Annotated in this window: 14 protein-coding genes; 9 read left to right on the top strand and 5 right to left on the bottom strand. The window is 59.9% G+C overall.

Annotated features, from left to right (window positions below):
• Positions 1–48: 48 nt before the first annotated feature.
• Together AC1DU9_RS06055 and AC1DU9_RS06050 are read right to left on the bottom strand one after the other, a co-directional pair.
• Entirely contained in the window at positions 49–948 is a 900-nt protein-coding gene (locus AC1DU9_RS06055; protein WP_457265673.1) for a D-hexose-6-phosphate mutarotase, read from the bottom strand.
• 69 nt (positions 949–1017) lie between these two features.
• Positions 1018–1422, bottom strand: a complete 405-nt coding sequence (locus tag AC1DU9_RS06050) for an acyl-CoA thioesterase (RefSeq protein WP_007942704.1) — start codon at positions 1420–1422, stop codon at positions 1018–1020.
• Positions 1423–1786: 364 nt separating this feature from the next.
• Here AC1DU9_RS06050 and AC1DU9_RS06045 point away from each other — a divergent pair, with 364 nt between their 5' ends.
• The 8 genes from AC1DU9_RS06045 to AC1DU9_RS06010 all read left to right on the top strand — a co-directional run bounded on the left by AC1DU9_RS06045 (position 1787) and on the right by AC1DU9_RS06010 (position 12458).
• Positions 1787–3085, top strand: coding sequence for an MFS transporter (locus AC1DU9_RS06045; protein ID WP_457265672.1), 1299 nt, complete (start codon positions 1787–1789; stop codon positions 3083–3085).
• A gap of 168 nt (positions 3086–3253) precedes the next feature.
• Positions 3254–4255: a phosphate ABC transporter substrate-binding protein PstS gene (locus tag AC1DU9_RS06040; protein WP_477809892.1), complete on the top strand. Its 1002-nt coding sequence runs from the start codon at positions 3254–3256 to the stop codon at positions 4253–4255.
• 412 nt (positions 4256–4667) lie between these two features.
• Positions 4668–6701 carry an ABC transporter permease subunit gene (locus AC1DU9_RS06035; protein WP_457265682.1) on the top strand — a complete coding sequence of 678 codons (2034 nt, stop codon included), beginning with the start codon at positions 4668–4670 and terminating at the stop codon, positions 6699–6701.
• A 15-nt stretch (positions 6702–6716) separates the two neighbouring features.
• Positions 6717–8387, top strand: a complete 1671-nt coding sequence (pstA, locus tag AC1DU9_RS06030; protein ID WP_223460495.1) for a phosphate ABC transporter permease PstA — start codon at positions 6717–6719, stop codon at positions 8385–8387.
• A 184-nt stretch (positions 8388–8571) separates the two neighbouring features.
• The gene (gene pstB, locus AC1DU9_RS06025; protein WP_007995399.1) at positions 8572–9405 is read left to right on the top strand and encodes a phosphate ABC transporter ATP-binding protein PstB; all 834 of its coding nucleotides are present in this window, start codon (positions 8572–8574) and stop codon (positions 9403–9405) included.
• 111 nt (positions 9406–9516) lie between these two features.
• The gene (gene phoU, locus AC1DU9_RS06020; RefSeq protein ID WP_007992846.1) at positions 9517–10278 is read left to right on the top strand and encodes a phosphate signaling complex protein PhoU; all 762 of its coding nucleotides are present in this window, start codon (positions 9517–9519) and stop codon (positions 10276–10278) included.
• A 167-nt stretch (positions 10279–10445) separates the two neighbouring features.
• A complete protein-coding gene (locus AC1DU9_RS06015; RefSeq protein WP_223460492.1) occupies positions 10446–11354 on the top strand; it encodes a response regulator in 909 nt (302 codons plus the stop codon).
• A 207-nt stretch (positions 11355–11561) separates the two neighbouring features.
• Positions 11562–12458 carry a peptidoglycan DD-metalloendopeptidase family protein gene (locus tag AC1DU9_RS06010; protein ID WP_223460490.1) on the top strand — a complete coding sequence of 299 codons (897 nt, stop codon included), beginning with the start codon at positions 11562–11564 and terminating at the stop codon, positions 12456–12458.
• Between the two features lie 46 nt (positions 12459–12504).
• Here the strand turns inward: AC1DU9_RS06010 and AC1DU9_RS06005 are convergent, their stop codons facing one another.
• From AC1DU9_RS06005 to phoB, 3 genes are all read right to left on the bottom strand, one after another.
• The gene (locus AC1DU9_RS06005; protein ID WP_218431557.1) at positions 12505–13845 is read right to left on the bottom strand and encodes a hemolysin family protein; all 1341 of its coding nucleotides are present in this window, start codon (positions 13843–13845) and stop codon (positions 12505–12507) included.
• A 124-nt stretch (positions 13846–13969) separates the two neighbouring features.
• Positions 13970–15256: a phosphate regulon sensor histidine kinase PhoR gene (gene phoR / locus AC1DU9_RS06000; RefSeq protein ID WP_256357357.1), complete on the bottom strand. Its 1287-nt coding sequence runs from the start codon at positions 15254–15256 to the stop codon at positions 13970–13972.
• A 75-nt stretch (positions 15257–15331) separates the two neighbouring features.
• On the bottom strand, positions 15332–16021 hold the full coding sequence (gene phoB / locus AC1DU9_RS05995) for a phosphate regulon transcriptional regulator PhoB (RefSeq protein WP_003229608.1): 690 nt from the start codon (positions 16019–16021) through the stop codon (positions 15332–15334).
• A gap of 153 nt (positions 16022–16174) precedes the next feature.
• Between phoB and AC1DU9_RS05990 the strand changes: the two genes are divergently transcribed.
• Positions 16175–16558: a COG4315 family predicted lipoprotein gene (locus AC1DU9_RS05990; RefSeq protein ID WP_223460489.1), complete on the top strand. Its 384-nt coding sequence runs from the start codon at positions 16175–16177 to the stop codon at positions 16556–16558.
• Positions 16559–16580: the final 22 nt, after the last annotated feature.

The raw sequence follows: 16580 nt of genomic DNA, 5'->3' as shown, positions 1-16580 counted from the left end.
ACCGCCATCGCGAGCAAGCTCGCTCCCACATTTGTTTTGTGGTGTTGCTTAGAGCGGCTTGCTACCGACGCTCACGCCCAGCGTATGGCTCGCCCCTGGTGCCAGGTTCACCACATCGCTCATCACGTTCGCCGTCTCGATGCACAGCATGCGCTGCCAACCGTCGTCGGCCATGTCGCTGAACGCGGCGGCGCGGTCGATCCACGGGTTCCAGATCACCGCCGTACGCGAGCCGGTGCTGGTCAGTACGATGCGTCGCTCCCAGGCCGGATCGACGATGTTCAGCTGTGGCGGGACGTCGAGATAGATGCGGTCAGTTTCGCCGGAAAAGCGCAGATCACCGGATTGTTGCTTGGTTTTCCAGTCTTCCAGCGTTTCGATGTAGCTCAAGTCATTCAAGCCTTCGACATGCACGTCGCGCACATCACTGACGGCAAAGTAACTGTGCAGCGCCTGGCTGATGCTGACGGTTTCGGCGCCCCGGTTGTGGCTGGTCAGCTGGATGTGCAATTGCTCGTCGAGGTGAATATTCAGCGTCAAATCCACCTGGTGCGGCCAGCCGGGAAAGCCGCCTTCGGGGTAGGGCAGAAGGAATTCGACCTTCAGGCTTTCGCCTTCGGCTTTGATGCCGCCCAGCTCCCAATCCATCGCTCGCACTAAGCCGTGAGCCGACGGCGCTTCATTGCTGACGCGCATCGCCTGCACGCTTTGCGGGTTGCGCGCAAAGTTGCCGAACCACGGCCAGCACACCGGCACGCCGGCACGGATGCTTTTGCCTGTCTTGAACACGGCTTCGTCGTTGAGCCAGATCAGCGGCGGCTGGCCGGCCAATTGATAGCTGAGGATGTGCGCGCCTTGCTGGGCCACCAGTAATTCGGCTTGACCGTGGCGGATGCGCCAGCAGTTCAGTTCATCCAGTTTTACAGCTTCAACATTGGGCGTGCTCATGGGACAGCTCTCGATCAGTAACGTGGACGACTATCGACCGCAAAACGGCTACCAGGTTTAGAAGCTCTTTCAGCGAGCCCGAGGCGGAACCGAACGGGTGCGACCGCTGCCGTCGATGGCAACGAATACAAACACCGCTTCGGTAACTTTACGCCACTCGCTGGACAGTGGATCGTCGCTCCAGACCTCGACCATCATCTTGATCGAGCTGCGGCCGATTTCCAGGGCCTGGGTATAAAAGGAGAGCTGCGCGCCCACCGCCACCGGAACCAGAAAGGCCATGCGGTCGATCGCGACGGTGGCAACGCGTCCGCCAGCGACTTTGCTGGCCATAGCGGTGCCCGCCAAATCCATCTGCGCCACCAGCCAGCCGCCGAAAATATCGCCGAAGCCGTTGGTTTCGCGAGGAAGCGCGGTGATTTGCAGGGCCAGGTCGCCTTGCGGGATCGGATCTTCTTGTTCGAGCTCTATCATTCCGGGGGTGCCTCTGACCCGTGACTCTTCGTTGGTATTGCTGGTGGTAGCCGTCTTCGGGAAAAACGATTCAGCACCGAACATACTACGTTCGTCACGTTTTCCATAAGGCGCCTAAAGGGAAACTCTGCGAAATCGCCTATGAACCCTGACAGGCGTTTTCGCACAGCAACCCCTCAAAAACCGGAGCAGGCTTTGAGTATATCGGTCGGTAGACTCCGCGACGACCGTCCGGTTCTCATTTTGACCGTCAAAAACGCACCTCTATGTGCTTTTTCGAACAATTTGCTATCGTGCCGGACCTGCTCAAACCTCAGCCAGCGTTGTTGAGGTTGCAGATCCGACTATAAGAGAAGCCCTTGCCATGACCACAGCGCCCTCGAGCATCGCGCAGCCAGACCAACCCGCACGTCCGCTGACCCGCAACGACTACAAGACTCTATCGTTGTCTGCTTTGGGCGGCGCGCTGGAGTTCTACGATTTCATCATCTTCGTGTTCTTCGCCACGGTGGTGGGCAAGCTGTTCTTCCCGGCGGACATGCCCGAGTGGCTACGTCTGATGCAGACCTTCGGCATCTTCGCCGCCGGCTACCTGGCACGGCCACTGGGTGGCATCGTGATGGCGCACTTCGGCGACCTGCTGGGCCGAAAGAAAATGTTCACCCTGAGCATTTTCATGATGGCGGTGCCGACCTTGATCATGGGTCTGCTGCCGACTTATGCACAGATCGGCATGTGGGCACCGATCCTGCTGCTGCTGATGCGGGTGATCCAGGGCGCGGCCATTGGCGGTGAAGTGCCGGGGGCGTGGGTCTTTGTTTCCGAACACGTTCCGCAGCGGCATGTCGGCTACGCCTGCGGCACCCTGACCAGCGGCCTGACGGCGGGTATCCTGCTCGGCTCGCTGGTCGCCACGGCGATCAACAGCATCTACACCGCGGTGGAAGTAGCGGATTACGCCTGGCGCATTCCGTTCCTGCTGGGTGGCGTGTTTGGTTTGTTCTCTGTGTACCTGCGTCGCTGGTTGCACGAAACCCCGGTGTTCGCCGAGCTGCAACTGCGTAAGGCCCTGGCCGAAGAGGTGCCGCTGCGGGCGGTGCTGCGTGACCATCGTGGTGCGATTGCCATTTCGATGTTGCTGACCTGGCTGCTGTCGGCCGCCATCGTGGTGCTGATCCTGATGACCCCGACCGTGTTGCAGATGGTCTATCACGTCTCGCCAACCACGTCCCTGCAGGCGAACAGCGTGGCGATCGTATTCCTGAGCTTTGGCTGCATCATTGCCGGCGCACTGGCCGATCGCTTCGGTGCGGGACGAGTCTTCGTGATCGGCTGTACAGCGTTGCTGGCCAGTTCCTGGACCTTCTACCACAGCCTGGCAGACCATCCCGACTGGCTGTTCCCGATGTACGCCCTGACCGGTCTGCTGGTCGGCACCATCGGCGCGGTGCCGTACGTGATGGTCAAGGCGTTCCCGCCCGTGGTGCGTTTCAGCGGCCTGTCGTTCTCGTACAACGTCGCCTATGCGATTTTCGGTGGTCTGACGCCGATGATCGTCAGCCTGTTGCTCAAGGAGAGTGCGATGGGGCCTGCTTATTATGTGGCGGTGCTGTGTGGGGTGGGGATTCTGGTAGGTGCATATCTCTGGAAGAAGGGCCGCTGACAGCGAACGATCACAGCACTCCTCACATCTATAGTTACAACTGAAAGGGCAGCCTTCCGAGCGGAGTGCTGGCCTTTCATCCAATTGTCATATTTCAGCCATAGAGTGTTCACACGGCCTGCTGATACTTGGCCCCGAATAACACACCCTATCTGCTAGGAGTAAGGCATGAAACTGAAGCGTTTGATGGCGGCAATGACTTTTGTCGCTGCTGGCGTTGCGACTGCCAACGCGGTTGCCGCTGTTGACCCTGCTATCCCGAGCTACACCAAGACCACTGGTGTGTCGGGCAACCTGTCCAGCGTTGGTTCCGACACTCTGGCCAACCTCATGACCCTCTGGGCCGAGAACTACAAAAAAGAATACCCGAACGTAAACATCCAGATTCAGGCCGCTGGCTCCGCCACTGCACCACCTGCGCTGACTGAAGGCACCTCCAACCTGGGCCCGATGAGCCGCAAGATGAAGGACACCGAACTGGCTGCCTTCGAGCAGAAGTACGGCTACAAGCCAACCGCTATCCCGGTTGCCGTGGACGCCCTGGCTGTATTCGTACACAAGGACAACCCGATCCAGCACCTGACCATGGAGCAGGTCGACGCGATCTTCTCGTCGACTCGTCTGTGCGGCGCTAAAACCGAAGTCAAAACCTGGGGCGACCTGGGCGTGACCGGCGACCTGGCCAACAAGCCGGTTCAACTGTTCGGTCGTAACTCGGTATCCGGCACTTATGGCTACTTCAAGGAAGAAGCCCTGTGCAAAGGTGACTACAAGCCAAACGTGAACGAGCAACCAGGTTCGGCTTCGGTCGTGCAGTCGATCAGCTCCTCGCTGAACGGCATCGGTTATTCGGGCATCGGTTACAAGACCGCTAGCGTGAAAACCGTTGCTCTGTCCAAGAAGGGCAGCACCGAGTTCATCGAAGACACCGAAGAAAACGCCCTGAACGGCAAGTACCCGCTGTCCCGCTTCCTGTACGTATACGTGAACAAAGCCCCGAACAAGCCTCTGGCCCCGCTGGAAGCCGAGTTCGTGAAACTGGTTCTGTCGAAACAGGGCCAGGAAGTTGTTGTGAAAGACGGTTACATCCCACTGCCGGCCAAAGTAGCTGCCAAAGCTCTGGCTGACCTGGGTCTGGCGGAAAGCGGCGCTGAAGTCGCAAAAAAGTAACAAATTGAGTCTAGAGTGAATCGCTCTGGACTCACATGGGGGCGGCAGGAGCCGCCCCCATACACCTCGAATTCTCTATCCACTGCTGGTTACCGCTAGCGGCGGATTTGTCGCGTCACTGCATTGTCATCTTTCTGTCATACAGGATCGCTAGGGTGTGCGCATGAATGATCTGGCCAATTCCAACATGACTACTAATCCCCCCAAGCGAATTGACTTCAATACGCCTGAGCTACAACGCAAGCGCCGCATTCGCGCGCTCAAAGATCGCCTGACCCGCTGGTACGTCCTCGTTGGCGGCCTAGCTGTACTGGGCGCGATCACCTTGATCTTCTTCTTCCTTGCCTACGTCGTCGCGCCCCTGTTCCAGGGTGCCAGCCTGACCGCCAAGGACGCCATCACGCCGGCCTGGATGCAAGACGCCGGCAAGCCGCTGATGATCTCCCTGGAAGAGCAGAACCAGGTTGCGATGCGGGTTTCCGACAAGGGCCAGGCATTGTTCTTCGACATCGACAGTGGCGCTGAATTGAAGCGCGTCGATCTGTCGATCCCGGCCGGCACCACCGTGACATCCATCGGAGAAGATCAGCCAGGTCACCCGCTGGTGGCCGTGGGTCTGTCCAACGGTCAGGCTCTGGTGTTCCGTCACACCTATAAAGTCAGCTACCCGGAAGGCAAGAAAACCATCACCCCGGCCGTCGAGTATCCGTACGGCGAAGCGCCAATCGCGGTCAACGAAGCCGGCGGTGCGCTGGAGCACGTCAGCCTCAACGCCAACGATTCGACCCTGATGCTGGTTGGCGCCACCGGTTCGCAACTCAATGTTCTGTCGCTGACCAGCGAAGAGAACATGATGACCGGCGAAGTCACCAACGAGCAGAAGCGCATCGACTTGCCGCAGATGAACGAGCCGGTGAAGAACATCTTCGTCGACCCGCGTCAGCAGTGGCTGTACGTGATCAACGGGCGTGCCCAGGCCGACGTGTTCAGCCTGCGCGACAAGAGCCTCAACGGTCGCTACAAGCTGCTTGAAGACGGTGAAGCTCAAGTCACTGCCAGCACCCAGCTTGTGGGCGGTATCTCGCTGATCATCGGTGACTCCAAAGGTGGCCTGGCCCAGTGGTTCATGGCTCGCGACCCCGATGGCGAGCAACGCCTGAAGCAGATCCGCACCTTCCAGATGGGCACCACGCCTATCGTTGAAATCACTGCTGAAGAACGCCGCAAGGGCTTCGTTGCCCTTGACGCTTCCGGCAAGCTTGGCGTGTTCCACAGCACCGCCCACCGCACCTTGCTGGTGGAGCCAGTCGCTGAAGGCCAAGGCGTTTTCGGTCTGTCGCCTCGCGCCAACCGCGTGATCGTGGAAGCCGGCGGCAAGTTGCACCCGCTGCTGCTCGACAACCCGCACCCGGAAGTATCGTGGAGCGCACTGTGGAGCAAGGTCTGGTACGAGAACTACGACGAACCTAAGTACGTCTGGCAATCGACCGCCGCCAACACCGATTTCGAACCCAAGCTGAGCCTGTCGCCGCTGACCTTCGGTACCCTGAAAGCCGCGTTCTACGCCATGCTGCTGGCCGCTCCACTGGCCGTTGCCGCTGCGATCTACACCGCGTACTTCATGGCCCCGGGCATGCGCCGCAAGGTCAAGCCGGTGATCGAGTTGATGGAAGCGATGCCGACGGTGATCCTCGGATTCTTCGCTGGTCTGTTCCTCGCGCCGTATGTGGAAGGGCACTTACCGGGCATCTTCAGTCTGCTGATGTTGCTGCCGATCGGCATTCTGGTCGCCGGTTTCACCTTCAGTCGCCTGCCTGAGTCGATCCGCCTGAAAGTCCCGGATGGCTGGGAAAGTGCGCTGCTGATTCCAGTGATCCTGTTCGTGGGCTGGCTGTCGCTGTACATGAGCCCGTTCATGGAGAACTGGTTCTTCGGTGGCGACATGCGCATGTGGATCTCCCACGACCTGGGCATCACCTACGACCAGCGCAACGCCCTGGTGGTCGGCCTGGCCATGGGCTTCGCGGTCATCCCGAACATCTACTCCATCGCCGAAGACGCCGTGTTCAGCGTGCCTCGCGGCCTGACCCTGGGGTCCCTGGCCCTCGGTGCCACGCCGTGGCAGACCATGACCCGCGTGGTGATCCTCACCGCCAGCCCGGGCATCTTCTCGGCGCTGATGATCGGCATGGGCCGGGCGGTCGGTGAAACCATGATCGTGTTGATGGCAACCGGTAACACCCCGGTCATGGAAATGAACCTGTTCGAAGGCCTGCGCACCCTGGCAGCCAACGTTGCAGTGGAAATGCCCGAATCGGAAGTCGGCGGCAGCCACTACCGCGTGCTGTTCCTCTCGGCGCTGGTGCTGCTGTTGTTCACCTTCGTCATGAACACCCTCGCAGAACTGATTCGTCAGCGTCTGCGCAAGAAATACTCGTCGCTTTAAGAAAGGTAGAAGTCTGTGAAACAGAACTCCCTGAAAGGATGGTTCAAGAGCGGCGCCCCCGGCGTCTGGATCAGCGGTGGCGCGGTGTCCATCGCGGTCATCATGACCATTGGCCTGCTGGCAGTGATTGCCGTGCGTGGCCTGGGTCATTTCTGGCCGGCGGATCTGATCCACGCCAGCTACGACGTACCGGGCCAGGGCCAGCACCTGGTCATTGGCGAAGTGGTGCAGAAGGAAGAAGTGCCACGTGCCCGTCTGAAGAGCGCCGGCCTGCCGGTGCCTGACGAAGGCCCTGAATTCATGACCCGCGAGCTGATCAAGGTCGGCAACCGTGACCTGAACGGCAACGACTTCACCTGGATCGTCGGCGAGTGGCTGACCAACCAGGCGACACCGCCAGAGCTGATGGCCGTCGAGCGTCGCGAGTGGGGTAACTTCTACGGTTATCTGGTCAACGTCAAACAGGATGGCAAGGTCATCGCCGAAGGCGAAGCGGCATGGCCTGAGTTGCAGGCCCGTGTCGACCGCGTCAACAAGCTGGCTGCACAGCTCAAGAACCTGGAAAAAACCGACATCGGCGCGATCAACGCCGGTCTCGAGCGCATTCGCTTGCACGGCCGCAAGCTTGAGCTGGAAGGCAAACTCGACGCCACCGCACAAGCGGACATGGAATCCGAGCGCGCCGAACTCAATGCTCGCTATCAGGATGTTGAAGCGCGCCTGAGCGACCTGCACGCGCAGTTCAACCGCGACAGCCTGACCGCCCGCGATGCGAACGGTAAGGAAATCGAAATCGGTATCGGTAAAGTGGTTCACGCCTATCAGCCGAACGCCATGAGCACGACCACCAAGATCGGTTTCTACTTCAGCAAGGTCTGGGAATTCCTGAGCGACGACCCGCGTGAAGCCAACACCGAAGGCGGGATCTTTCCGGCCATCTTCGGCACCGTGATGATGACCCTGATCATGGCGATGATCGTGACCCCGTTCGGCGTGCTGGCGGCGGTGTACCTGCGTGAATACGCCAAGCAGAACGCGCTGACCCGGGTGATCCGCATCGCGGTGAACAACCTGGCGGGCGTTCCGGCCATCGTTTACGGCGTGTTCGGCCTGGGCTTCTTCGTCTACGTACTGGGTGGCTCGCTCGACCGTCTGTTTTTCCCGGAAGCACTGCCGGCACCGACCTTCGGTACACCGGGCCTGCTCTGGGCTTCGCTGACCCTGGCGCTGCTGGCGGTGCCGGTGGTGATCGTGGCCACCGAAGAAGGCCTGGCGCGGATTCCTCGCACCGTGCGTGAAGGCTCGTTGGCCCTCGGCGCGACCAAGGCGGAAACCTTGTGGAAGATCGTGCTGCCGATGGCCAGCCCGGCCATGATGACCGGCATGATCCTCGCCGTGGCTCGCGCCGCGGGTGAAGTGGCGCCGCTGATGCTGGTGGGTGTGGTGAAACTGGCGCCGTCGCTGCCGGTGGACGGTAACTACCCGTACCTGCACCTGGACCAGAAGATCATGCACCTGGGCTTCCACATCTATGACGTCGGCTTCCAGAGCCCGAACGTCGAAGCTGCGCGGCCGCTGGTGTACGCCACGGCGCTGCTGCTGGTGCTGGTGATTGCGACGCTGAACCTGTCGGCGGTGTACATCCGTAACCACCTGCGCGAGAAGTACAAGGCTTTGGACAGCTAAGACAAATCCTGTGGGAGCTGGCTTGCCAGCGATGGCATCACCGCGGTGCTACTGGCAGACCGAGTCACCTGCATCGCTGGCAAGCCAGCTCCCACAAGGATCGGCGCAAGCCTCAGATTTTCAGTAACCCATTGGCCAGGCCAGTGGTTAAACGAACCGAATTTGTTAGCACAGGGAGCCTCCCATGCAGCACGAAGCACATACCCACGGCATCAACATGTCGGCGCTGGGTCGCGACAAGCAGAGCCTGAACCTCGAGCAGGAAACCGTGGCCATCGAAGTGCCGGGCCTGAGCCTGTTCTACGGCGAAAAACAAGCGCTGTACGACGTCAGCATGAATATCCCGAAGCAGCGCGTGACCGCCTTCATCGGCCCGTCCGGCTGCGGCAAGTCCACGCTGCTGCGTACCTTCAACCGCATGAACGACCTGGTGGATGGCTGCCGTGTCGAAGGCGAGATCAACCTGTACGGCAGCAACATCTACCGCAAGGGCGAAGACGTGGCCGAACTGCGTCGCCGCGTCGGCATGGTGTTCCAGAAGCCGAACCCGTTCCCGAAAACCATCTACGAAAACGTGGTTTACGGTCTGCGCATCCAGGGCATCAACAAGAAACGCGTGCTCGACGAAGCTGTCGAGTGGGCGTTGAAAGGCGCGGCATTGTGGGACGAGGTCAAGGACCGTCTGCACGAGTCGGCACTGGGCCTGTCCGGTGGTCAGCAGCAGCGTCTGGTGATCGCCCGCACCATCGCCGTGGAGCCGGAAGTGCTGCTGCTCGACGAACCGTGCTCGGCACTTGACCCGATCTCTACGCTGAAAGTCGAAGAGCTGATCTACGAACTGAAATCCAAGTTCACCATCGTCATCGTGACCCACAACATGCAACAGGCGGCGCGGGTGTCCGACTACACCGCGTTCATGTACATGGGCAAACTGGTGGAATTCGGCGACACCGATACCCTGTTCACCAATCCGGCGAAGAAGCAGACCGAAGACTACATCACCGGTCGCTACGGCTAGCAGCAGCCACAAGCCGCACGCTTCAAGCGGCAAGTAGGAGCGGTTCGGGTACGACACACATCAGCTTGCAGCTTGTAGCTTGCAGCTCACAGCTTTTGCGGAGCAGACAACATGATTTCTAAGGAAGGCCTTACACACCACATCTCCCAGCAGTTCAACGCCGAACTGGAGGAAGTGCGCAGCCACCTCCTGGCCATGGGCGGGCTGGTCGAGAAACAGGTCAATGACGCGGTGACCGCGCTGATCGAGGCCGACTCCGGCCTGGCCCAGCAGGTGCGCGAGATCGACGACCAGATCAACCAGATGGAACGCAACATCGACGAAGAATGCCTGCGCATTCTGGCCCGTCGTCAGCCGGCGGCTTCCGACCTGCGCCTGATCATCAGCATTTCCAAATCGGTGATCGACCTGGAGCGCATCGGTGACGAAGCGACCAAGATCGCCCGTCGCGCCATCCAGCTGTGTGAAGAAGGCGAAGCGCCGCGCGGTTACGTCGAAGTGCGCCACATCGGTGACCAGGTGCGCAACATGGTCCGCGATGCACTGGATGCCTTTGCCCGTTTCGACGCCGAGTTGGCGTTGTCGGTGGCGCAGTACGACAAGATCATCGACCGCGAATACAAGACCGCACTGCGTGAGCTGGCGACCTACATGATGGAAGATCCGCGTTCTATCTCGCGGGTTCTGAGCATTATCTGGGTGCTGCGTTCGCTGGAGCGTATCGGCGACCACGCACGCAATATCTCGGAGCTGGTGATTTACCTGGTGCGCGGCACTGACGTGCGGCACCTGGGCCTCAAGCGCATGAAGGAAGAAGTTGAAGGAACCAGTGGCGAAACCGCTAATGTTCCGGGCAAAACTGACGATAAGTAAGATTGCCCAAGTAAAGCGCCCGGCCTTTTGGCCGGGCGTTTTTGTTTGCGGCTTACAAATTCGAAAAGCAGCACCCGCGAACGAAAAGTCCGGCGTGACTGAAGGTTTTTGGCAATGTGCCATCAGCAAGGCGGTATGCTGGCCGGGATTTTTTAAAGGGGTGGTGGATGAGTAAGGTCAGTGTGTTGGTCGTGGACGACGCGTCGTTCATTCGTGACTTGGTGAAAAAGTGCCTGCGCAATTATTTCCCGGGCATGCGGATCGAAGACGCGATCAACGGCAGAAAGGCCCAGGCCATGCTGGCCAAGGAAGCCTTCGACCTGGTCCTGTGCGACTGGGAAATGCCGGAAATGTCCGGCCTGGAATTGCTGACCTGGTGTCGTGAGCAAGACAACCTCAAAACCATGCCATTCGTGATGGTGACCAGCCGTGGCGACAAGGAGAACGTCGTCCAGGCGATCCAGGCCGGAGTTTCCGGTTACGTCAGCAAGCCGTTCACCAACGAGCAACTGCTCACCAAGGTCAAGCAGGCGCTGCACAAGGTCGGCAAACTCGACGCCTTGATCAACGTAGCCGCGACCAAAACAAGCTCGGCATTCGGTAACGACTCCCTCGCCGCCTTGACCGGTGGCAAGGCGCCCGTTGCCACGCCAACGGCCGCACCCGCACCTGCACCGTCCAAGGGCTTGCTCAACAATCCGCCGGTCAAGGCGCCAGCGGCCTCTTCGGCACCCGCCAGCGGCCGTGGCCAGGGTCAACTGCGTTTGCCGAACGGCATCCAGCAATGTGTGATCAAGGCCTTGAGTCTCAAGGAAGCCCTGCTGGTGGTGAAGCGCAGTGAGACCCTGCCGCAGATCCTCGACAGCGCCGTGCTGGACCTGGAGCAAGGCGACAATGCCGAAGTCGCCCGCCTCAACGGCTATCTGCACGCCGTCGTGGCCCACGAACCGAAGCCTGACAGCGACTGGCTGCAACTGACCTTCCGTTTTGTCGATCAGGATGCGCAGAAGCTCGATTACATCTCGCGCCTGATTGCGCGGGGTACGGCGCAGAAGCACTTCATTCCTGGCGCTTGATTTAGCGTCGCCTGCAAGTCCGCTTTCGCGAGCAGGCTCGCTCCCACAGGTCCGGCGTGAATCCTGTGGGAGCGAGCCTGCTCGCGAAGGGGCCATCACTGCTACCGCATATCTGCTGAACACCTTTTCTGAAACATCTGCCGACTACCCGGGTCCATTGCAGCTGCTAGGCTCAATCCCAGGCCTCACTCGACAGAATCCTTGCTCATGTTCACGCGCCTGCTGTTTTTATGTGGCCTGTTCATGGTCGCCACCTCGGCCATGGCCATGACTATCTACAAGTCCAAAGACGCTTATGGTGTGGTTTCCTACAGCGACCGCCCCAGCAAAGGCGCCCACGTGTTCGTTTTTCGCGATGGCATGGTCGAGCACCTTGAGCGTCAGGTGCGCCTCGTCGTCATGAAGAAAAATGGTGTGCACAGCGTTTACGTGCGCAATGACCTGTATGCGCCGGTAGAAGTCGAATTGAGTTTTGCCGGGGTGAAGAACGCCAGCGGTGTGCCGGGCGGGACGATTCGGCGCGTGATACCGCTACGCAGCAGCGTTCGCCTGGCGCAGCTTACGGCGACTAAAGGTGGAAGGCCCCTCGCGTACGTCCCGAAGTTCAAATACTCCCTGGGCGACCCCTCAGGGCCCACGGTGGGCTATCGGTACCCCTTGCCCTGGCGTGGCGGACCGTTCCGGATCAGTCAGGGTGCCAATGGCCCCTACAGCCATTTCGGGCCCAAGAGCCGATATGCCATAGACATCGCAATGCCTGAGGGTACGCCGATCATTGCCGCGCGTGGCGGCGTGGTGGTGAAAACCGAAAATCGCCAGAGCGGGCGCGGCACTGATGCATCCGGCAATTTCGTGCGGGTGCTGCACGATGACGGGACCATGGGCGTTTACCTGCACCTGAAGAAAGGCTCGGTCTGCGTTCGGGAAGGTCAGAGGGTAAAGGTCGGCAGTGCGTTGGCGTTGTCCGGCAACACCGGCAACAGCACCGGGCCGCATTTGCACTTCGTGGTGCAGCGCAATACCGGGCTGGGGCTGGTGTCGATTCCTTACCAGTTCAACCAGCCGGTGGGTGCGTTGCCCAACTTTGCGTTGGGCAAGAAGTGAGGCGTTGTCTGGTCTGACGCCATCGCGGGCAAGTCGGATAAGCCGGTTAATCCAGCATCAACACCTTGGCCAGAACGATCTTCGGCCCTTTCATCTTCTTGATGATGATCCGCAGGCCTTCGACTTCCAGCACTTCTTCCTCTTCCGGAACACGCTTGAGGCTCTCGTAGACCAGCCCGGCGAGGGTTTCGGCTTCGACGTGGTCGAGGTCGATGCCCAGCAGTCGTTCAACCTTGAACAGCGGTGTATCGCCCCGCACCAGCAGCTTGCCCGGCTGATACGCGAGGATCCCGCGTTCGGCCTTGCGGTGTTCGTCCTGGATGTCGCCCACCAGCACTTCCAGCACGTCTTCCATGGTCAGGTAGCCGATGATGTTACCGTCGGCCTCTTCGACTACAGCGAAGTGCGAGCCACCCTTGCGGAACTGCTCCAGCAACTGCGACAACGGCATGTGCCGCGACACGCGCTCCAGCGGTCGGGTCAGTTCGGCCAGGTTGAACGACTCGGGAATGTGGTCCAGCGCCGCCAGTTCCAGCAGCAGATCCTTGATGTGCAGCAGGCCGACGAACTCCTGGCGTTCGCTGTCGTACACCGGATAACGGCTGAACTTGTGGCGACGGAACAACGCCAGGATTTCCTTGAGCGGCGCATTGAATTCCAGGGTGACCAGGTCTTCTCGGGAGTTGGCCCAGTCGACCACTTCCAGCTCGCCCATTTCCACCGCTGACGCCAGCACGCGCATGCCTTGGTCGCTCGGATCCTGGCCACGGCTGGAGTGCAGGATCAGTTTCAGTTCTTCGCGGCTGTAATGGTGTTCGTGGTGCGGGCCGGGCTCACCTTGGCCAGCGATGCGCAGGATCTGGTTGGCGCTGGCGTTGAGCAGGTAGATGGCCGGGTACATGGTCCAGTAGAACAGGTACAGCGGCACGGCGGTCCACAGCGACAGCAATTCGGGTTTGCGGATCGCCCAGGATTTCGGGGCCAGCTCGCCGACCACGATGTGCAGGTAGGAAATGATGAAGAAGGCGGTGAAGAACGAAACAGCCTTGACCACTTCAGCGGAATCTACGCCCACGGCACTCAGTACAGGCGCCAGAAGGTGCGCAAACGCAGGTTCACCCACCCAGCCCAGGCCCAGGGAGGCGAGGGTGATACCCAATTGGCAGGCCGACAGGTAAGCATCGAGCTGACTGTGCACGGTGCGCAGGATGTGCCCGCGCCAGCCGTTTTTGTCAGCGATGGCCTCGACCCGGGTCGAGCGCAGCTTGACCATGGCAAATTCCGCCGCAACGAAAAACCCGTTGAGCAAAACCAGGATCAGAGCAAAAAGAATCATGCCGAAGTCGGCGAAAATTGTAGCGAGGGTCAAGCCAGGGGAAGGGTCCATGATGGAGTTTTGCGGGTTCCGTATAATCGAGAGGGAAGTAAAAAACCGCGCCTGAAAGGCAGGCGCAAGTCAGCCAATGTAGCGGCTGACCGGCCAGTTGCCTAGTGGTGCGTGCTGACCGGTATCAGTCGGCGGTGCTGATAACCCGGGATTTGGTGACCTGGGCCGGGGCAAAGTGGCAGGTGAAGGTGCTGCCGTGGCCCGGTACGCTGCTGATTTCCATCCGCGCCCGATGCCGTAACAAGACGTGTTTGACGATCGCCAGCCCCAGGCCGGTGCCTCCGGTGTTGGAGTTGCGGCTGGAGTCGACGCGATAGAAGCGTTCGGTCAGGCGCGGCAGGTGTTTGGCATCGATGCCGATCCCGGAATCCTGCACGCTCAAGTGCGCCCCTTGGTCATCGCCCCACCAGCGAATGCGGATATTGCCTTCGGCCGGGGTGTATTTCACCGCGTTGAACACCAGGTTGGAAAACGCGCTGCGCAACTCCGCTTCGCTGCCCTTGAGCAGAATCGTCGGGTCGGCTTCCAGGGTGATTGTCTGGTTTTTCTGGCCGGACAACTGCTGCGCATCGCTCTTGATCGATTGCAGCAAGCCGTCGATCGGCACCGGCTGGTTGTCCGACGGATAATCGGTGGCTTCCAGCTTGGCCAGCAACAACAGATCATTGAGCAGGGTCTGCATGCGTCCGCCCTGTTGCTGCATCTGCTGCAAGGCACGGCTCCAGCGCGGGTTCACCTCGTCGACGTTATCGAGCAAGGTTTCCAGGTAGCCGCAGATCACCGTCAACGGTGTGCGCAGTTCATGGGAAACGTTGGCGATGAAGTCTTTGCGCATTTGCTCAAGCTGATGGATACGTGTCACATCGCGCACCAGCATCAAGTGTTCGTTGTTACCGTAACGGGTGATGTACAGCTGGATGCGCACGCGGTCGTTGGTCGGCGAAGGAATTTCCAGCGGCTCGGCGTAGCTGTCTTGCTCGAAGTATTCCTTGAAGCGCGGATGGCGCACCAGGTTGGTCACCGGCTGGCCGCTGTCCTGCGGGGTCTTGAGGCCCAGCAGGGTTTCGGCGGCGCGGTTCCACCATTCCAGGTTGCCGTCGCTGTCGAGCATGATCACCGCGTCTTTCAGCGCGGCGGTGGATTCCTGAACCCGGTCGATCACCGCTTGCAGGCGTCCGCGTACCCGTTGGTCGCGGCGTTGCAGGTGATAAATGCTGTCGAACACTTCCCCCCACAGGCCATAGCCGTCGGGTGGTGCTTCATCGGGTTTATGCAGGCGCAGCCACTCGTGCAGACGCAGCAATTGCTTGAGGGTCCAGGCCAGGTAAAGACCCAGGCCTGCGGCGAGGCTCCAGCCGTAATAGCCGGTGATCAGGCCGATCACCAGGCAGGCGGTGACCAGCAGCAGCATGTGGCGAATCAGGGTGCCATGCCAGTTTTGGTTCACGAAAAAAATACGTCCTTGAAAGTGGAACCGCTGCGATCATCAGGCCTTGGTCGAGAACCGGTAGCCAGTGCCGCGCACGGTTTGTACCAGATTTTCGTAAGCATCGCCGAGGGCTTTGCGCAGGCGTCGAATGTGCACGTCAACCGTACGCTCTTCGACGTAGACGTTGCCACCCCAGACCTGATCCAGCAACTGGCCACGCGTGTAGGCGCGCTCCTGGTGGGTCATGAAGAATTGCAACAGGCGGTATTCGGTCGGACCCATCTCGGCGGGACGGCCATCGATGGTCACGCGGTGGCTGATCGGGTCCAGCAGCAGGCCGCCGACTTCGATCGGTGCTTCGCCATCGGTCGGGCCGGCACGGCGCAGCACGGCCTTCAGGCGCGCGACCAGCTCACGGGGGGAAAACGGCTTGGTGATGTAGTCATCGGCGCCGACTTCCAGGCCCTGGATCTTGTTGTCCTCTTCGCCCTTGGCGGTGAGCATGATGATCGGGATGTCCCCGGTCAGTTCATCACGCTTGAGACGACGGGCCAGCTCGATGCCGGAGGTGCCGGGCAGCATCCAGTCGAGCAGGATCAGGTCCGGTTTGCGGTCGACGATAATGGCGTGGGCCTGCTGGGAGTTTTCAGCCTCCAGGCAGTCATAGCCGGCCATTTCCAATGCAACGGCGATCATTTCGCGAATAGGCGCTTCGTCGTCGACGATCAGAATGCTCCTGCCAACCATGCCCTTAATCCTCTTGTCATTTAACTGTCTTGCGCCGCATTAGATAACGGAATTATTGCAGTCGTGTGACAGTATTTTAGTCGGTCGGCGATTGGCTGGATCCTGGGCTAAGCTTTAAGTCCGAATCCTGACAACCACAAAAGGAAGGTTTCCATGAACTACATTGCTCAATCCTGGAAGGCTTTGCTGGTCACTGCTGCGTTAACGCTGCCGACACTGGCCTTTGCCGCCGAACCGGGCATGATGAAAGACGGCATGATGGTCGACCACAAAGGCATGACGGTCTACACGTACGACAAGGACGCGGGTGGCAAGTCGATGTGCAACGGCGACTGCGCCAAATACTGGCCGCCAATGATGGCGCCGGCGGGTGCCAAGGCCGAAGGTAAATGGACAGTCATCAAACGTGATGATGGCAAGATGCAATGGGCCTTCGACGGCAAGCCGCTGTACTACTACGAGGACGACAAAAAACCCGGAGACATGACGGGTGACAAGAAAAAAGACGTCTGGCACGTTGTTCACGAGCATATGTAACGGTTGTAGCGTGCCGCACCAG

Source organism: Pseudomonas sp. P4_C1 (assembly GCF_056402155.1).
This window is presented reverse-complemented; position numbering and strand designations above follow the sequence as displayed.